This window comes from Nostoc sp., assembly GCF_036919815.1.
In the GTDB taxonomy this organism is placed as follows: Bacteria; Cyanobacteriota; Cyanobacteriia; order Cyanobacteriales; family Nostocaceae; genus Nostoc.
On the sequence record NZ_JBALCE010000058.1, the window covers coordinates 18,322 to 36,281 of the forward strand.

The following is a 17,960-nucleotide window of genomic DNA, read 5'->3' on the forward strand; positions in this document are numbered from 1 at the left end:
GAAATAAAATACATGATTAACAATTTTGCCAAGCTTTTCACACAGAATGAAAGAGTAGGCTGTAGCATCTGTTGCAACAAGCTATAGAGGAAATCTATAAAGTTAATTTTGAGCAATTATTGTGGAGATTGAATAATGCTAACCGCTGCAAAAACGTTATCTGGTTTGATGGGTTTATGTGTCGGTGATGCATTGGGTGTGCCAGTGGAGTTTACTAGCCGCGCTGAACGAGTGAAATCTCCAGTGACAACGATGTTGGGTTATGGTACATGGAATCAACCACCAGGAACTTGGTCAGATGACAGTTCGTTAAGCTTTTGCTTGGCAGAATGTCTTTGTCGGGGGTATTCGTTGGATGCTATAGCCAATTCCTTTTGGCGCTGGTACAAGGAGGCTTACTGGACTCCCCGTGGCGATGTCTTTGATATTGGTCAAACTACCCATACAGCAATTATGCGCCTGAAACAGGGAGTTGTTCCCCATCAGGCGGGTGGGAAGGTTGAAAATAGTAATGGCAATGGTTCGTTGATGAGAATCTTGCCGATAGCTTATTGTCACAGAAACTTAACTTTAGCTGAATTGCTGGCGCGGGTGCATGATGTTTCGGCGATTACGCATGCTCATGCGCGATCGCAGATGGCCTGCGGGATTTATATTAGTATTGCAGTGGCGCTCTTGGAAGGGGCTGACCTGCAAACAGCTTATTTACAAGCATTGCAGGATATCCAACAAATTTATTCTGTTAGGGAATTTTTGTTAGAGAAGCCGCATTTTGGCAGAATTTTCAGTGGTGAGATTGCCAAGTTACCAGTAGAAGAGATTAATTCTGGTGGCTATGTGATTGATACCTTAGAATCATCCCTGTGGTGTTTATTAAATAGCTCGTCTTATTCTGAAGCAGTACTGAAAGCTGTCAACTTAGGCGGAGATACTGATACTACCGCCGCCGTCACTGGTGGGTTAGCGGGAATTTATTATGGTGTAGAAAATATTCCTCAAAAATGGATGAACCAAATTGCTCGTAGGCAGGACATTATCTATTTGGCAGAGCGTTTTGCAAGGGCTGTTTATAGTTGAAGGGAGTGGGGAGTAGGGAGTGGGGAAACAAGGGAATAACCAATGCCCCATGCCCAATGCCCCATGCCCAATCTCAAAGTGTAGACAAAGAATAGACCTGACCATCAATCAACAGTCGCGTGATGCCCTTAGCTTGCAGATGAGTGCGAGCCTTATGGAGCATTTTACTATCAGGAACTTTAATCACGCGATCGCGCTTGGTAGAAAAACGCTTGGCGACGCGATGGTTATCAAAGACCGGCAAAGTTTTTTGCTGGGTTTCGAGGCTAGGAATTTGCCCCAAGTCACCAAAGTCCTTCAGAGGTCGCGTAATTAATTCTGAGGAACGGTCAATTACCAAATAGCAAGTTTTGGGCAAATTCGCTACCGACAGAGGTAAAACTTGAACTGATGCTTCACCTGGTCTGCGTTTTGTGACTAAAGGTCTTTGCTCATCCAGGTCATCATCATCAAAGTCTTCTTCCTCAAAGTCGTCATCTTCTAAATCATCATCTTCTAAATCGTCCAAATCCTCTGATTCATCCAGCAAATCTTCGCCCAGCAGGTGCGCGAGGACGGCCGCTGCTGGATGTTCATCCTTTAGGGCGGGGATGGGGATGCTGACTATTTCCAGTGGCTTTGGCTCTGGAGTTTCTAATTTCTCTGTGACTCGCAGCTTCGGTTTTTCCGACGCCGAGGGGCGTCGCCGCACCCGTCTACTAGCGGCGATTGATTCCGCCGTTTCGTCTGAGTAAAGTTCCTGCTCTACATGAATTACCCGACGCCTCTGTGGCTCAACCTTTGGCACTTCCAAGGGTTGGCTTTGGGTGGGTGGAACTTCTATCTCCGGCTCTGGTTCACTCAGCAGGGGTAACTGCTCGTAACTTACCTGCGCCCTTCCTTCAGGAGTTCTCGCAGCCCGTTTTAAAGAGACTAAGTATTCATACTCATCTTCTGGCAAAGTACTTTTGAGCAGGCGACTAATTGTCGAGTTACTCACACCATAGCGGTCTGCCAAAGTTGAGGTTGTTTCGGCAGTCTCTCGATATAACTTCAGAATTTCTTGCTTGTCAGGGTCTGTTAATTTTCTCACGGTAGATACCAAAAATCTTTACTAAGCTCGTTTTCGTCCGCCGGTACGCCGCGTTCGTCTTAGTGATGCGTCATATTCTAAGACAGCGCCCATGCCAAATAACACTCCACTAAACACCCAAAACACTTCTAATATCTCCCCACTTTGATAATTGGGGCCTTGGGCGTATTTAAACCACATATCTGCAATGTAGAGCGAAAAGGCCGCTGCTGCAATCATTCGCCAGGATTGGGAAACTCTTCCCCCCCAAAAGGCTAACAGCAAAATGGTAGCAATAATTAACAAAACCACATCGCTAACTACGTAAAACCAGTTCAAAATAGCGATTAGCAATACTGAGGGTGTTTCCTGTTGCATAGAAATCCACCATGCCAAAAAACTACCGAACACTGCAATTGCTAACACAATTAGCCACTGCCATTTTTCCAGGTTGATTCGCCTGGAAGCCACAGCTAAAATCATGCCTGCGCCAAGTAATAGATAAGTCAGTACAAAAAATATATCCCCTAAAGACACATCCGGTTCATCTTTTAAAACTATTTCGGTATAGCCAAAAATTATCCCTCCAATGAAATAGGAAAGCATACCTAAGCTAATTAAGAGCCAAACATTCCGTCCACTGACGATTTGCGGACTTAGCCAGTTCCTCAAGCATAAGATACTGGCACTCAAATAAGCTAAAGCTTCAAAAATGTTTGTGCCAATCACATACCACTCGGCGCGGCTTTCTATGCCATCTGCTCCGGGAACTTTGGCACTAAATAACAAAAAGTATAACAGTGCCAGTACGCCCCAGCCAATATTAGCTAAGACAATGTTCTGAGTGGTGAAAATTGATTTAGAAAGGAACGAATTCTCGTAAGAGTTATTCATAGGGCAAGACTTATGTAGATGCACTCTGGCAGTATTTTGAGTTAAAAGACTGTGTGGCTAGTAGATTGTCTGCCAAGTAATACACAATCTGACATTAAAAGCAAGTGCCAGTGGCAGGAACTTTGATTAAAAATTTCCATGCTACTGCCATAGTTTACCCAGTGGCGATTGATTTAGCCAACTGACAAACAGCGATCGCTCTGCTTCTGGCATATCTTCTAACTTATAAATCACTTGTTTGGTAAAATTAGCATTGCCAAAATATGCCTTTCCTAGTCGGTGCAGTTCTTGTAACAGGATAACTACATGATTTTCTTGCCAGTTAGGCATTTTGGCACTCGGCAAAGGATTCGTAGATACCAAATATTTAACCGCTTCTAGGGAAGATACTTGGGGAAATTGCTTCTGCTGTAATACTTCGGCAATATCTTTCTCAAATAATGCCGCTTGTTTAGCACCTAAAAAGTCTTCAATGTCGAGATAAACACCTTGCAACAGCAAAATACTGGCTTGGATTAAAATTCCTGTTTTCCCATGACCACCTGTGTCATTACCCAGATGCTCTAAACGGATTTTACCCCAGACGCTAAAGCGTTCCGGTTCCTCCAGTAAAACACAGGCTTTACCCCGGTTATCCGTTAATTCTCTCCATAAGGCTTTAGCTTCTTCCTCTTGACTAGCTTTGAAGATACTAATCAAGCGAAAAGTCTGCCCTTGATAACTGAGAATCGGCACCTGCTGATCCTTTTTTGGGTGCTGAATGCTTGATATTTCAACATCCTGCCGTTTGAGAATAAACATGGCACTAGCAAATAACTCCTCACAGGGGCACTCTTAATATGGAATATATAATGGCATTTGGCAGCATCGCCAAGGTTGAAATTACCTAGCTTACTGTGGAAATGAACCTTGCGATCGCCAAATACTTCCCGAAGGTAGCCGCCCAGAGGGCGTTGGCGCTAACGGGCAAATAACCCCTTGAAAACACAATATTATATCTAAACCAATATCCCATCTGTTTCGTTTTCGGTGTAGATTGACTAACTAGCGACTAGCATCTTAGCCTTGCTAGTGGTAAATCTGCAATTTTCGATTGCTTCTTGGTAGGTGAGAACGATATAATAATGTAGGTGACTCCTTTGGGAGCCATTATTTTGTTTTGGGCGCGTAGCTCAGTGGATAGAGCAATTGCCTTCTAAGCAATCGGTCGCAGGTTCAAACCCTGCCGCGCTCGTTTTAACTCAATATGAACCCTCAAGCACTGTGAAGTGATATGATGATGTAATTGATTGAGGGTTCGTTATTGCTGCATCATACCAAGAACAAAGGTGATATTGCCGCTACAAAAGCGATCGCCGATCTAACTCTTAAAGGGTATTTAGTCTTCACGCCAGTTGTTTGTGAGCATTTACCTTTTGATTTTGTTGCTTACAAAGACGATAAATTTTACAAAATACAAGCTAAATACGCGGGAGACAACAGGGTAGTAAATAAAACTATTTGGGTAGATAAAAATGCTACTCACCAAAAGAAGTACAAAGTAAATGACTTTGACTTTTATGCTATTTATCTGCCTGATATAGATAAAGTTGTTTATCCATCAATTAACTTTAATGGTTGCTACATAACTACCCAGATACCTAATTCAGCTACACCGTTTTACTGGTGGGAAGATTTTACAAATTTTACTGAAGCAGCGTCTAAGCGAACCTACAAGGAGTTTGGCGTTGATTTAACAACCAGAAAGGTTAACCCAGACTCTAGAATTCATACCAGAAAAGTTGAAAGACCATCAAAAGAAGAACTAGAAAAACTAGTTTGGGAAAAGCCAACAGCACAAATTGGGAGAGATTTTGGCGTGTCTGACAAGGCTGTGGAAAAGTGGTGTAAGGCTTATGGGTTAGAAAAGCCACCTAGAGGGTATTGGGTGAAGAAAGCTTATGGAAAAGTAGAAGAACAGTTAACAACCCATGACGAAGATTTAACTCGTGTAATATCTTGAGTAAGGATATGAGTTCATGAACAGTGAATATACTAAAGCGGTTTAAGTTGCTCTAAAAGTTTAGCATCAAGATATTTTTGTTCTATAACATCCACCGAATTATCGCACCATTTTGCAACTACAGCAGTAGGAACACCTTTTGCAATTTGCTCAGATATGAAAGTATCACGACACGAATATGGTGTGGTTTGACGTTCTACTAATGGGTCTACAATTTTATCCCAAGCTCGACGTGAGAAGTTTCTGTAATGTATTGATAATCCTTCTGGTGATGGAAATATTAAAGATTCCGGCTCAAGATGTTCTGGTTTGATTTTTAAAATTAATTCTTGTAGTCGTTGGTTACAGTTAAAAACCCGCTTTTTATTGTTCTTAGAGCCATTAACCCTCACCCTTTCACCATTTCCCACCTGAACTAATGCGCCTTCAAAGGTAATTTGAGAACAATCAGGTGTAATATGCTTCCATTCCAGACCGATAGCTTCTGATGGTCGGCATCCTGTTAAAAACAAAAACTCCACAAATGGTGAGTAATAACTGTAGCCTATACCTTTAGATGGTTTGTGATTTTTAAAAGCCTGAATTATTTTTTCTTTTTCTTCTTCACTAAAGGCGTTAGGTTGTGAATTATCCTGCCATTTATGCTTGGGAAGCTCGTTATACATCCCTTCAAAAGGATTAAAAGTTACTAAACCATATTTCATTCCCCATTTACAAGCTGCTGAAAGATACATGAGTACATCTTTAGCTTGTGAGGTAGTTGTTTCTTGCAACAATGCAAGTCTGATTTTGATACCTTCATCCAAATTTTGATATGGACAGCGTTTAATATGTTTTTCTAGTACAGCCAGTTTATCCAGTGTTCTAGGTTTTAGAGATTGACGTTTGTAATCAATGTACCTATGCCATAGGTCTGAAATTGTTAATACCTTCTGCTGTTCGCCAGGAGTAACTATAGATAAATGTCTCTGTGGCTTGTACTTAACTAGTGTTTCATCGAAGCTACCAGATGCAATGTCTAACTCTATCTGATGTGCTTTTTGTTCTGCTAGCTGACGATTTTCTGGTGTATCAGCTAAATTCAGCGTCAGATACTTTTGTGTACCCTCGTAAAGTTGCCTTGGAAGTCTCAGACGTAATCGACTTTGAAATGATTCAACACTTACTGATCCTTTAGACGCTTTTTGTGTTCTGTCCATTCATTTTGACTATGAAAATAATTTACTCTATAAGAATCATAGTCAAATCATAGTCAAAAAACAAGCTCATAGCCAAAATTCTGTCCTGCATAGCCAAATCATAGTCAAAATAGTCATAAATGCAAGTAAAAGAGCTAGCTTTTCAACATCAAGATTCTTTAAAAAGGCTGAAACCCTTAATCTTATGTTGATTATTTTATAAATTTTAAAAGCCCGTGACGAGGATTGAACTCGTGACCTCACCCTTACCAAGGGTGTGCTCTACCACTGAGCCACACGGGCAAAATATAACTTCGATTTTTTAGTTGTAAGTTACAATGCTGGGAGCTTTGCTCTTTACCCAGTCATTATAACCTATAACTTCGCAAGTGGTGGGCCGGGCTGGATTTGAACCAGCGTAGGCGCTAGCCAACGGATTTACAGTCCGTCTCCATTAACCACTCGGACACCGACCCGATTTGTCTCACGATTCAAAATCTTAGCACCATGTTTTATAAATAGCAAGTGCTTAGAAAAAATAACTTGTGGGTAGAGATCGCCACAAAACTGCGTCTCTACCATCTAGATAAAAAATACTAGTTACACGCTCATCTCCAGCATTCGTTGCATTGGTCGCAGTGCAGCAAGGCGGATATCCTCTGACATGGTAATTTCGGGAGTACGATTTTTCATTGCCCAGTAGAGCTTTTCTAGCGTGTTTAACCGCATAAACGGACATTCGTTACAAGCGCAATTATTCATCGGCGGGGCAGGAATAAAATGCTTGTCAGGAGCTAGCTTTTGCATTTGGTGAATGATTCCCGGCTCCGTAGCAACGATAAATTCTTTAGTGGGGCTATTTTGACAATACTTGAGTAGGGCGGCTGTGGAGCCAATAAAGCTGGCGTGGCGCAATACACTACTTTCACATTCTGGGTGTGCGATCGCCTCTGCTTCGGGATGGGCAATTTTTAACTGGACAATTTTCTTTTCCGAAAAGGTTTCATGGACAACACAGCTACCTTGCCATAGCACCAAATCTCGTCCAGTTTGTTCCATCACATACCGACCCAAATTCCGATCTGGAGCAAAAATAATCGGCTGTTCCTTCGGTATCTGCTGTACAATCTTTACAGCGTTGGAACTAGTACAAATAATATCGCTCATCGCCTTAATATCAGCAGAGCAGTTGATGTAAGACACCACGAGATGATTTGGATGCGCTGCTTTAAAAGCTGCAAACGCCTCTGGTGGACAACTGTCGGCTAAAGAACAACCAGCATTCAAATCTGGTAAAAGTACTAATTTATCAGGATTAAGTATCTTTGCTGTTTCTGCCATGAAGTGAACACCAGCAAAAACGATCACATCCGCATTGGTTTTTTCGGCGGCTTTCGCCAGTTGTAATGAATCCCCAATAAAGTCGGCAATATCCTGAATATCTGGCTCTTGATAATAGTGTGCCAGGATAACTGCGTTGAGTTCTTTTTTGAGACTCTCAATGGCGGCAAACAAATCTAGTGGTAGTTCACCCAGTTGGGTTTTTTCTCGTTGAGCTAGTGCAGTGGTAAACACAGTTAGGGGGTGCTTTAAGTTGCAAATTTATGTCCTGTGGAATCAATTATAGTAGTTTTTACCAAAAATAGTGGACGGTTGATATTTTGGGGTTGTGTCCAAATCGGGCTGAGTTTCATATCCTGGAGATAGACGGCAAGGAAAGTGGCATGACCAGTCAGAAAACTCAATCGATAAACCTCAAAATTGCTGTAATTGGAGATGTTCACGACCAATGGGAAGTGGAAGATGGTATTGCACTCAAGCATCTGGGTGTTGACTTAGCGCTGTTTGTCGGGGATTTTGGCAATGAATCGGTGGAAGTGGTGAGAGCGATCGCCTCCCTCGATATTCCCAAAGCAGCCGTGATGGGCAACCACGATGCCTGGTACACCGCCACCGAATGGGGACGCAAAAAGGCTCCTTATGACCGCTCTAAGGAAGACTGGGTACAGGAACAACTCGATTTATTAGGCGCGTCCCATGTCGGTTACGGTAAGCTAGATTTTCCCGCTTGGAATTTAACTGTAGTGGGGGGTCGTCCCTTTACCTGGGGTGGCCCAGAGTGGAAATTCGCGGAAATCTGTAAAGAACGTTACGGTGTGACAAGTTTGGAAGAATCTGCCGATCGCATTGTGAAAGCAGTTAAAAGCGCCGCTTACGAGACGATTATATTTTTGGGTCACAATGGGCCTAGTGGGCTAGGCGATCGCCCCGAAGACCCATGTGGGAAAGACTGGCACCCAATTGGCGGCGATTTTGGTGATCCAGATTTTGGCGAAGCGATTTCTCAAGCCATGACTGCTGGTAAAACCATTCCTCTAGTGACATTTGGTCACATGCACCGAGATTTACGCCATACCAAAAAGGTGCAGCGCAAGCCCATCTTTAGAAGTCCAGAGGGGATAATTTACTTGAATGCAGCCACTGTGCCGAGGATTGTGGAAAATGACAGCGAGAAGTTGCGTAATTTTTCCATTGTCACCCTAGAGGCAGGTGTGGTTTCGCAAGTTTCCCTAGTTTGGGTTGGCAATGACTTCCAGGTGGCGGAGGAGGAAATTTTGTACGAGCGATCGCATCCAGTAGTGCAATCTGCGTAGATGATACGATATAGTATTATCTGTCAGCTTTAGTGCTAACCAACAAAAGCGCCTGAATAACGTCTGAAAGTAGGGTAGAGCATAAGTTTGACAGATTTACTGGAGAGGTGGCAGAGTGGTCGATTGCGTCCGACTTGAAATCGGATGAGGCTAAAACCTCCGGGAGTTCGAATCTCCCCCTCTCCGTTGGAAGTTAAAAGTAAATTCTTCCTTGCTCAGTAATATCTGAAATATTGATTGCACAGTAAACATACTGAGCAATATTCTGCTAAATTATCAGCTAGTTGGTAATCGTCCCCTAATTGGACTTTTCAGAAGTAACTGGCTCAGAATAGAAACATTTGCAGAACATTTGTACTATTATAGCCTATATAAGTTAACTACTGGAGGAATTTTTAGATGGTAAAAGAGAGTCGTTTCCTCCGGTCGAAACGACTACGCGCCAGCCTCTGGTATGCGGCTGATGGAAAGTGTCAACTGTGCGGGTGCGATATGCCTTCAAATTGGCATGCAGATCATATTGTTCGGTGGGCAGAAACTCACCGAACTAATGTTCATGAAATGCAGGGATTATGTCCTCAATGCCATTACACAAAAACCGCACAAGAGAATAGAAAAATGACAACTGCCAAGCAACTCAACTTATTTTCAGAACCTTCCCATCAGCAGCTAAATCTAAGTCAGCAAATAAATCTAAGAAAACACCAAGCCGAGTTTCTAGAGATATGTAAACTTATCAAGGCAGGGCAGCCTATCAAAAAAATTCTCATGTTGGTTACACCAGGAGGTGGTAAAAGCTTAATTCCAGTAATTGGTGCCGCGCAACTAATTCCAAATCAGCCTTTTCAGCGAGGCTTATATGGAAGTATTGCTGATGCAATATGTTGGATAGTCCCAAAACTAAATTTACAAAAGCAAGGAGAAGAAAATTTTGATGATGCTTTTTTTAAACAACACTTAGCGCATCAACACAGAGTGATGGCGAATAATAATGAGCCTAACCCATGTAAGGGAATGTCAGGCTATGTAGCAACCTACCAAGCAATAGCAGCTAACCCCGATCTTCATGCTCAAGAGTTTCGGCGTAAGCGCTACATTCTCGTGTTGGATGAGTTTCATCATGTTAAAGAGGGGGGAGTTTGGCATCGATTCTTACAACCTTTGGTAGATCAAGCAGTTTTACTAATTCTCGTAACAGGAACTCATGTGCGTGGAGATTGCCAGCAAATTGCTTTTATGCCTTACAAACAAACTCCTGCTGGTGTTACCCCTAATCTGTCTAACACTGAGAATACAATAGTTCTGGAATATACACGTAGTCAAGCTCTTAGAGAACGTGCTATAGTTCCTCTTCATTTTGAGTGGGGAGATGGAGAGGCTGAGTGGATTGATGAAACGGGACAGATTCTAGAAACGTGCAATTTAAGGTTAGAACAGAAAGAGATTATTAATATAGAAAATTTTCCACGAGAATCTTTAACTCCAAGTGAAGAATTAAATATTATGCGTGAAAAAATTGAGAATTATGTCCGCAGATATGGAATTAAGAATGGAAAAGAACCCAAATTACTCAATGGTGAAATTTTCAATTACTTTGGCAAGTATCGCAAGGAAATGGCACTAGAAGAATTGAGGAAAGTTTGGGCATGGCTACAAAAGAACTATCCAGTGACAGATTAAAAGCTCACATAAAAACTTTAGGAAATGCTGGTGATCTAACAGCACCACCTGGTTCACGACCTTGGGCAATTGCTGTCAAATTAGAGATACAAGCAGTTCTACATGATGCCGTGTTTAATGCTCAACAGTTAAAAGCATGGCGTGACTTGATGAAGGAATACAATGGTTATCAGCAACTTGTTGATGAGCGTGGAAAGCCTTTCAAAAGCTATGAGGAATTGTGCAAAACACAGCCACCTTTTGGATTGGGTTATGAATCATCAGATATTGACAAAATTATTAATGAATTGGAATTAGCTAATGAAAATACTTTTGAAATACAAAAATTACCACTCAAGCAAGAGGCAAATTTAAAAGGGTATTTACAAAGGTTTTCTCAGGTAGTTCAAGCTTGTCCAGATAATCAGCCAATCAATGTAGGAAAAATTAGGGAAGTATTGCGCCTTGCACTCAGCAAAGCAGACCGTTGGCGGAAACGCTGGTATGACCTGGGTTGGATTGAAGCATTACCAAGTAACAAACGTGGCTATTATCAAATAACAGAGAAGGGACGAAAAGTAGCCAAAGACTGGCTAGAAAAAGCACCATCTGCTACTTTAAAAGGCGGATTACGGCTTAATATAGCTCGTCATAACTCCAAGAAAGCCGCAGAGCAGCTAATTCAAGCTTTAGACTCTGAGCAATTACGAGAAATTTACAGTCTGATTGGCAAATCACTCGATCAGGATTCACACTGATGGTTATGCTTACTCACAGAAATGTTGCACGACTGTTATCTTTTATAATTTTAAGATACATAGAGAATTATAGAAATCTCAGAAGCCAAGTTATCCAAAATGTATAGGAATTTGTTAAAGGGTAACTCAGACTATAGGCGATCGCTCCCTCTTGTTTCCTCCCTCTCTCCCTATGCTTGCATCGTGCTAGCATAAAGATAAATCCTGCTTGGAGGTAAAGTGATGGCTACCCTTGATGTAAGAAATCTACCCGATAATTTGTATGCAAAGCTGCAAGATTTAGCGGCATCTGAACACCGTTCCATTAACGCCCAAGTTATAACTCTGTTAGAGCTAGCTTTGAAGACGGAAACACAGCAAACGGAAGACGAAAGGCGAAAAAATGTCCCAAAACTTCTAGAGGAAATCCGCCTTCGCCGTGAGAGTCGCCAGACTGATGGCGAATGGCCTGATAGTACTGCGTTAATCCGAGAAGACCGAGACAGATGACTATCCCTCTCAGGTGTGTTGTAGACGCAAGTGTAGCTATTAAGCAATTTATACCAGACGATCCACTAACTCCGAAAGTTAATCAACTGTTTGCTCATCTTGCAAATCCTCAAACTGCGATCTTTGTCCCAGACCTGTTTTACATTGAGTGTGGCAACATCATTTGGAAGTATGTCCGCGCCAGACTTTATGCTGTTGCTGATGTGCCAGCAGATTTAGCAACTCTCAAAAACTTCCCTTTGCGTGTTGTCTCTACGGCTGACTTGATGGCGGATGCAGTTGCGATCGCCTTAAATTATGGAATCTCCGCTTAGAGGATGAATGAACAAGTCTAATTTATTACTAGCCCTAGCGACTAAGCTACTTCTAAAAAATCTCTGTCTAATGGATTCTCTGGGAAGAATACAGCAGGTGAAAGATTGAAAAATTCTGCAAGCTTTTGAATGTGTTCAACCGTTAATTTACGCTTGCCTTTTAGCACATCAGAAACAATTGACTCCGTTTTAAAAATAGGAACTAAATCCTTTTGTTTAAGATTCAATTCCGCAATTAAAACTTTGAGAAGTTCTACTCCATAAATATCTGGAACCAAATCCTGTTTTGATTCGTATTCATAAATCAAAATTCCCAGTAAATTTAAATAGTCTTCTTCTGACTCACTTAGTTCCCTTTTATCAAGTATACTATCGACAACTGCTTGAGTTTTTTCTAAATCTTCTTCATTTTTTATGGGGCGAGGGGGGAAATATGTAAGTAATTCTGTGTAACTAGTGTGATGATATAACATTTCTTCATTATAGGATTAGTTGCTTAATTATTATGACTAAGATTGGTGTCTTACAAATCTTAGTTTTAGCTAATTGATAGCTTCTAATTAGGGGTTGCTATCAAACCATTCGTCATTCTTGCAGTTGTCTCTATCGTATTATGCATGAGTAAGAAACTCACGAATATATATAACTTTGATTTTATAGTTAATGCAGGTTATTAGCCTATATTTATTCCCTCCAATATCAAAAATGACGAAGTTTTTTACTTGGTCAGGCGCAAAAATACAAGTAGCTTTGACATCAGTAAAACTATTCCAGTCTTGCGCTTTTACAAGCTTCTTCCAGGCTCGTATGCTAGGTTCAGCATCGGGGTGCTTTTCACAAGCTTTATTAAGTCTGGTTTCTGTAATAATCCGCATATATTATAAGGTTGTCCTTTATTTTTGATGAGATACATGAGCTTTTCCTTCTGTTGTATAATCCAAAAAAATTGAAAACCTTAATAATAAGGTTAAGACAATCTTAGCAAATTGCGAAGTAAAGTACAAGTAGTTTGACTTGTGAGTATTTTTACTTTGCGAATCGGTGCAATGGAAAAAGCGATCGCATTCACAAACCAAAGGCGATCGCTCCCTTTTTTGCTTGCATTGTGCTAGCATCAAGATAAATCCTGCTTCGAGGTAAAGCGATGGCCACCCTTTATGTAAGAAATTTACCCGATGATTTGTATGCAAAACTGCAAAATTTAGCAGCATCTGAACACCGTTCCATTAACGCCCAAGTTATAACTCTGTTAGAACAAGTTTTAAAGACTGAAGCACAGGAAATAGAAGACCAGAAACGACAGAATATACTTAAAGTTTTAGAAGAAAGCCGCCAGCGTCGCCGTGTGAATCCAGCAGACTTCGGATTACCTGATAGTACTGAACTGATTCGAGAAGACCGCGACAGATGACCAATCATCTCAGATGCGTGTTAGATACCAGTGTGTGTATCAAGTATTTTATTGCTGATCCACTAACTCCCAAAGTTAATCAACTTTTCGACCATTTTGCCAATCCACAGACGGAAATATTTGTTCCAGACCTCTTTTACATTGAGTGTGCTAACGGCTTATTGAAGTACGTCCGTGCAAGAATGTACACTGCTGCTGAGGTTCAAACAGATTTAGCCACCCTCAAAGCTTTGCCCTTGCGTGTCGTCTCCACAGCTGACTTGATGGCGGATGCAGTTGCGATCGCATTAAATTATGGAATCTCCGCCTATGATGGCTCTTATGTTGCGCTTTCCCAGCAGGTTAATGCTACTTTGCTGACTCTCGACGGTAAGCTGGTGAAAGCTCTAGCAGCTTCGTCTTACAATGTTTCCTCGTTTAATGACTTCGAGGTTCCGCCGTTGGAGTCAACATAATTGCTAATTCGTAATTCGTAATTCGTAATTCAATTATCAAAAATGTCTTTTACTTATAACCGCACGGTTCGCTTTCAAGATACTGATGCTGCTGGGGTAGTTTATTTTGCGAATGTTTTGAATATTTGCCATGAAGCTTATGAAGAATCTTTAGAGGCATCAAGTATTAATATCAAAGATTTTTTTACTAATCCGTCTGTGGGGTTTCCCATTGTTCATGCTAATGTTGATTTTTTGCAACCTATGTTTGTTGGGGACAAGTTGCTGATTAGTTTAATACCACAAAAAATAGGTGTTGATAAGTTTGAAATTACTTATGAAATTACTGTGGCTGAGGTGATAGTTGCTAAGGCTATTACTCGCCATGTTTGTATTGATGCAAGTAGTAGAAGTAAGCAAGAATTACCTGATGAGATTATTCTGTGGTTGGAAACGAACCACAGAGACGCAGAGAGCGTAGAGAGAAGAAGGTCTAGAGAGATTATGTGATCCGATTTTGGAGGAATTCTATCGCTATTTGCTGTAACTGTTGGCGGTTAATTTTACCTTGTGAGTTACGGAATAAGTTTTGCTGGGGAATCCAATATTTTGGGATTTTAAATTTGCTAAGTTTGTCTTTGAGTTGGGTTTGGATTTTTAAGGTAGAGGTATCTGATTGTTTGGGAATGTAAATTGCTGTTAAGGCTTGTCCCCAGTGTTTATCTGGGATGCCGATGACACAAATATCAGCAACCATTTGAGTTGCTTGTATAGCTGATTCAATCTCTGCTGGGTAAATATTTTCTCCACCTGTAATAATTTTGTCGCTGTTACGTCCGACAATATTTAAATGATTTTGGTCGTCTAAAAAGCCCAAATCATCTACTTGAAAATCAGTTTGATTTTCTTTGGTTATCGGATAATAACCAAGAGATAAAGATTGAGCATGAATGGTGATATTTCCGATTTGATTGGGATTTAAAATTTCGCCTTGCTGATTGCGAATAGTTACTTTTGCATGGGGAAGAATTTGACCACTGCTAATTTTACCGCTGAGAAAATCATCTGGTTTGAGGGTGGCAATTTGAGACGCGGTTTCTGTCATGCCATAGGTAGGTGCTAACCGGATGCGATGAAATCTGGCTTTTTCTAGTAGTTCGTTCCATGCTGGCGCACCTCCCAAAAGTACAGTATTAAATTGGGATAGCCATTCAATTAATTCTGGATTTTGTAGGAGCCGTTGTAACTGTGTCGGTACTAAAGATATGAAAAATTCTGATTGTTTAATATTCAATATTTGATTAGATTCTACTGCTTTAAATGCTTGAATAGCTAGTTTACCTCCAGTAGTGAAAGAGCGCATAAATTGCATTAAACCGCTAACGTGATATAGCGGTAATACACAAAAGGAATTAACTTGCTTTAGTTGAAAGTATTCGGTAAATCCTTTTACAGATGCTATGAGAGTTTCCCAAGTCTGGATGACGAATTTTATCTGCCCCGATGAACCACCTGTGGGAATCATGATGCTATTGAGAATTGGGCATTGGGTATTATTCCCATTCCCCATTCCCCATGCCCCATGCCCCATGCCCAAAATAATGTCTGGCTGTACTAAATCAAAGACTTGTTGCAATTCTTGTGTTCCCCAGTCGGGGTTACACAAAAAAACTGGACAATTAGCTGCACAAGCAGCAATAAAACTTGCTAAAAATCGTAATGGTTCGCGTTCACCTAAGATGATTTTTGGTGGTGTTCCATACGCTGATATCTGTGTTAGTTCTAAATACAATTCTTGAGCTATTTGATTAAATTGATGGCTATTGTAACCGATAAGCCAATCATTTTGAGCTAGGTTATTAAGATAGTCTAAAGGTCGTTCCATAAACTTTGAAGCCACGTATCTTCTTGTTCAAAAAAATGGTCGATACCAAAACCAATTGCTCTGTTGTTTTGGGATAATTCGGCTGCTAGCTGGAGTGCTACTTGTCTTGCGATCGCAGTTTCAAATACTGATGAAAATACAGTATCAATTTTATGCTGTTGGCAAAAATTTCTCAGACGAGATGGTGATCCGACTATCCCAGGCTTAATCACAAAAATTCCTCGCCAACCTTGTTGATGACAGGCGGCGAGTTGCCTAAGTGTGGCGACAGATTCATCTAAAGCGATCGCAGTTTCATAACTCATACTCAATTCCAACATCTGCTGAAATTGCTCAACGGGTAGCGGTTGTTCGATAAATTCAATTTCTAGCGGTATTTCTCCATTTACCTTGAGATTGTCGCAAGTCCCCAGCCATAAGTTAGCTTCCTCATAGCTAAGTCCACCGTTGGCATCTAATCGCAGTTTGGTAGAAGCTGGTAAGGTGTGTATCAGTGACTCAAAAATTTCTAGTTCATCAGCGATCGCATACACACCAATTTTCCACTTAAACGTCCGATATCCCTGCTGCCATAGGGTTTCCCATTGATTTAAAGCCGCTTCCCCAGCTGGTAATAAGGCACTGAAAGATTGGGCATCGGGCATTGGGCATCGGGCATTGGGCATTGAAAAGAATTCATTCCTCCAGTTCCCACTCCCCACTCCCCACTCCTTAGTACAGACGCGATTAATCGCGTCTCTCCCCATCTCCTGCGCTGACTCAAAGCCAAATTGACAAGCCGGTAACTCATCTGGGATGGAGAAAATTATCTCGTCTGTGATTTCTCCTGAGAGTTGGCAACAAAAGTCTAAGGCTTGTTCTAGGGTTTCGGAACCAAACCAGCTAATGGGCGCGATTTCTCCCCAGCCGACTTTACCTGATTCATCGGTGAGACGGAGGATAATGCCCTCACGAATATCCCATTTACCATGATTGGTAGTCAGCGATCGCAAAAATCTTCGCTGATAAGGACGAAATTTAAATTGATAACGCATCAATTAGTAATTGCTAAAGCATAAATCCCAAACCGAACAGTAAGCAAGCCCAGAAATGCACGGCTACGGCGATGAATTTACAGTTACTAACTTTGTCCGGCTGGTTGTGATTTTCTTGGACGTGGCGGCATAATTTGACCGCAAAGGGTAAACTCACCCAACTCAGCATTGTCCACAGTGGAGAAATTCCCCACAGCACAAACAGCAAGGTGAGAGGATAAATGCTACCAGTAAACCAAACTAGGAGTTGGGCACCCTTTTGGGTTCCTAGACGGACGATAGGCGATCGCTTGCCTGCGGCTATGTCATCCTTAACTTGGTGAAAGTGTGAGCAAAACAAAATTAAGGTTGTGGCAATCCCAACAATCACTGAAGCTGCTAAACTTGTCATTGACGAAGTTTGGGTTTGGCTGTAATATGCTGCCTCCACTGCTAAGGGGCCAAAGGCAAAAAAGCAAAGAATCTCGCCTAAACCCTGATATCCTAAGCGAAAGGGAGGCCCTTGGTACATATAACCTAAACCGCAGCAGAGCAAAATTATACCGATAACAGTTAAGTCTTGTTGCCAAAAGGCGATCGCTACTATGCCCAGCAACCCCAAACTTAAACACAAATTTCCTATCCAAAATATTAATGGCTTATTGCCTGTTAAGTTCACCAAAGAATGGTGCTTGTTTTGATCAATACCTGTTTCGGAATCAAAGACATCATTAGTGATATTTTCCCAGGCAAGAATTAAGATTGCCGCAGTTACAAAAGTAGAAAATACTACACCATTAAAAATTTTAGTTTCGGCAAATGCTACTGCTGTTCCTACCCAAATGGGCATAATGGCAACGCTGTACATTGGCGGTTTAATCGCTGCCATCCATAACTTAGTGTTGGGATATAAAATCTGCTTGGTAGTCATCAGTTGTGATTAATTAAATTGCCGGAATATTACTCACACTTGAGATTTTACGATGTAAAGAGACGCTAGATATTCATCAGCTAAAAACAACTGCCACTTTTACTGTGGCTCGTTAATCTTACATTGTTAACACTCCACCCTCACGGTTACAGCCCAAGGCTGGAACTGGCTTGTTAGGGTCTATGAACACCACAAACAAGACAAATTCTA

Annotated in this window: 20 protein-coding genes and 4 tRNA genes; 12 read left to right on the forward strand and 12 right to left on the reverse strand. The window is 41.4% G+C overall.

Going from position 1 to position 17,960, the window contains the following annotated elements; all coding sequences use genetic code 11:
* The first annotated feature begins 135 nt into the window (after positions 1-135).
* Positions 136-1,077, forward strand: coding sequence for an ADP-ribosylglycohydrolase family protein (locus V7K15_RS13920; RefSeq protein ID WP_334906084.1), 942 nt, complete (start codon positions 136-138; stop codon positions 1,075-1,077).
* 73 nt (positions 1,078-1,150) lie between these two features.
* Here the strand turns inward: V7K15_RS13920 and V7K15_RS13925 are convergent, their stop codons facing one another.
* From V7K15_RS13925 to V7K15_RS13935, 3 genes are all read right to left on the reverse strand, one after another.
* Positions 1,151-2,149, reverse strand: coding sequence for a transposase (locus tag V7K15_RS13925; protein WP_334906085.1), 999 nt, complete (start codon positions 2,147-2,149; stop codon positions 1,151-1,153).
* Between the two features lie 21 nt (positions 2,150-2,170).
* On the reverse strand, positions 2,171-3,022 hold the full coding sequence (locus V7K15_RS13930; protein WP_334906086.1) for a hypothetical protein: 852 nt from the start codon (positions 3,020-3,022) through the stop codon (positions 2,171-2,173).
* Between the two features lie 141 nt (positions 3,023-3,163).
* Positions 3,164-3,823 carry an Npun_F0813 family protein gene (locus tag V7K15_RS13935; protein ID WP_334906087.1) on the reverse strand — a complete coding sequence of 220 codons (660 nt, stop codon included), beginning with the start codon at positions 3,821-3,823 and terminating at the stop codon, positions 3,164-3,166.
* 360 nt (positions 3,824-4,183) lie between these two features.
* On the opposite strand from V7K15_RS13935, the gene V7K15_RS13940 reads away from it, so the two are divergent.
* Positions 4,184-4,256, forward strand: a tRNA-Arg gene (locus tag V7K15_RS13940).
* 69 nt (positions 4,257-4,325) lie between these two features.
* Positions 4,326-5,024, forward strand: coding sequence for a group I intron-associated PD-(D/E)XK endonuclease (locus V7K15_RS13945; protein ID WP_334906152.1), 699 nt, complete (start codon positions 4,326-4,328; stop codon positions 5,022-5,024).
* Between the two features lie 32 nt (positions 5,025-5,056).
* On the opposite strand, the gene V7K15_RS13950 is transcribed toward V7K15_RS13945, so the two are convergent.
* The 4 genes from V7K15_RS13950 to nadA all read right to left on the reverse strand — a co-directional run bounded on the left by V7K15_RS13950 (position 5,057) and on the right by nadA (position 7,777).
* On the reverse strand, positions 5,057-6,223 hold the full coding sequence (locus V7K15_RS13950) for an Arm DNA-binding domain-containing protein (protein WP_334906088.1): 1,167 nt from the start codon (positions 6,221-6,223) through the stop codon (positions 5,057-5,059).
* A 210-nt stretch (positions 6,224-6,433) separates the two neighbouring features.
* Positions 6,434-6,505: transfer RNA gene (locus tag V7K15_RS13955), tRNA-Thr, on the reverse strand.
* Positions 6,506-6,592: 87 nt separating this feature from the next.
* A tRNA-Tyr gene (locus tag V7K15_RS13960) sits at positions 6,593-6,678 on the reverse strand.
* Between the two features lie 124 nt (positions 6,679-6,802).
* Positions 6,803-7,777, reverse strand: coding sequence for a quinolinate synthase NadA (gene nadA, locus V7K15_RS13965; protein WP_334906089.1), 975 nt, complete (start codon positions 7,775-7,777; stop codon positions 6,803-6,805).
* Positions 7,778-7,926: 149 nt separating this feature from the next.
* Here nadA and V7K15_RS13970 point away from each other — a divergent pair, with 149 nt between their 5' ends.
* The 6 genes from V7K15_RS13970 (at position 7,927) to V7K15_RS13995 (ending at position 12,076) form a co-directional block, all read left to right on the forward strand.
* Entirely contained in the window at positions 7,927-8,856 is a 930-nt protein-coding gene (locus V7K15_RS13970) for a TIGR04168 family protein (RefSeq protein ID WP_334906090.1), read from the forward strand.
* A 101-nt stretch (positions 8,857-8,957) separates the two neighbouring features.
* A tRNA-Ser gene (locus V7K15_RS13975) sits at positions 8,958-9,042 on the forward strand.
* Between the two features lie 213 nt (positions 9,043-9,255).
* Positions 9,256-10,536, forward strand: a complete 1,281-nt coding sequence (locus V7K15_RS13980) for a DEAD/DEAH box helicase family protein (RefSeq protein WP_334906091.1) — start codon at positions 9,256-9,258, stop codon at positions 10,534-10,536.
* Positions 10,503-11,273, forward strand: coding sequence for a hypothetical protein (locus tag V7K15_RS13985; protein ID WP_334906092.1), 771 nt, complete (start codon positions 10,503-10,505; stop codon positions 11,271-11,273). Before V7K15_RS13980 ends, V7K15_RS13985 begins: the two co-directional genes overlap by 34 nt.
* Positions 11,274-11,495: 222 nt before the next feature.
* Complete coding sequence (locus tag V7K15_RS13990) at positions 11,496-11,762, forward strand: FitA-like ribbon-helix-helix domain-containing protein (RefSeq protein ID WP_334906093.1); 267 nt, start codon at positions 11,496-11,498, stop codon at positions 11,760-11,762.
* A complete protein-coding gene (locus V7K15_RS13995) occupies positions 11,759-12,076 on the forward strand; it encodes a type II toxin-antitoxin system VapC family toxin (RefSeq protein WP_334906094.1) in 318 nt (105 codons plus the stop codon). The genes V7K15_RS13990 and V7K15_RS13995 overlap by 4 nt, the downstream gene beginning before the upstream one ends.
* 41 nt (positions 12,077-12,117) lie before the next feature.
* Here the strand turns inward: V7K15_RS13995 and V7K15_RS14000 are convergent, their stop codons facing one another.
* Positions 12,118-12,549, reverse strand: coding sequence for a helix-turn-helix domain-containing protein (locus V7K15_RS14000; RefSeq protein ID WP_334906095.1), 432 nt, complete (start codon positions 12,547-12,549; stop codon positions 12,118-12,120).
* A 138-nt stretch (positions 12,550-12,687) separates the two neighbouring features.
* Entirely contained in the window at positions 12,688-12,951 is a 264-nt protein-coding gene (locus V7K15_RS14005; protein ID WP_334906096.1) for a type II toxin-antitoxin system HigB family toxin, read from the reverse strand.
* 269 nt (positions 12,952-13,220) lie between these two features.
* Here V7K15_RS14005 and V7K15_RS14010 point away from each other — a divergent pair, with 269 nt between their 5' ends.
* From V7K15_RS14010 to V7K15_RS14020, 3 genes are read left to right on the forward strand one after another with little or no spacing between them, the layout of a single operon-like run.
* The gene (locus V7K15_RS14010) at positions 13,221-13,487 is read left to right on the forward strand and encodes a FitA-like ribbon-helix-helix domain-containing protein (protein ID WP_334906097.1); all 267 of its coding nucleotides are present in this window, start codon (positions 13,221-13,223) and stop codon (positions 13,485-13,487) included.
* Complete coding sequence (locus V7K15_RS14015; protein WP_334906098.1) at positions 13,484-13,942, forward strand: type II toxin-antitoxin system VapC family toxin; 459 nt, start codon at positions 13,484-13,486, stop codon at positions 13,940-13,942. The genes V7K15_RS14010 and V7K15_RS14015 overlap by 4 nt, the downstream gene beginning before the upstream one ends.
* 42 nt (positions 13,943-13,984) lie before the next feature.
* Positions 13,985-14,431 (forward strand): acyl-CoA thioesterase, encoded by a 447-nt coding sequence (locus tag V7K15_RS14020; protein WP_334906099.1) that lies wholly within the window; start codon positions 13,985-13,987, stop codon positions 14,429-14,431.
* Here V7K15_RS14020 and V7K15_RS14025 read toward each other — a convergent pair.
* Genes V7K15_RS14025 through menA form a run of 3 tightly spaced genes read right to left on the reverse strand, consistent with a single transcriptional unit; the run spans position 14,424 to position 17,750 of the window.
* Positions 14,424-15,806 (reverse strand): 2-succinylbenzoate--CoA ligase, encoded by a 1,383-nt coding sequence (locus tag V7K15_RS14025; RefSeq protein WP_334906100.1) that lies wholly within the window; start codon positions 15,804-15,806, stop codon positions 14,424-14,426. The two genes, V7K15_RS14020 and V7K15_RS14025, sit on opposite strands and share 8 nt — an antisense overlap.
* Complete coding sequence (locus tag V7K15_RS14030) at positions 15,791-16,840, reverse strand: o-succinylbenzoate synthase (RefSeq protein ID WP_334906101.1); 1,050 nt, start codon at positions 16,838-16,840, stop codon at positions 15,791-15,793. The genes V7K15_RS14025 and V7K15_RS14030 overlap by 16 nt, the downstream gene beginning before the upstream one ends.
* Before the next feature lie 13 nt (positions 16,841-16,853).
* A complete protein-coding gene (gene menA / locus V7K15_RS14035; RefSeq protein ID WP_334906102.1) occupies positions 16,854-17,750 on the reverse strand; it encodes a 2-carboxy-1,4-naphthoquinone phytyltransferase in 897 nt (298 codons plus the stop codon).
* Positions 17,751-17,960 lie beyond the last annotated feature (210 nt).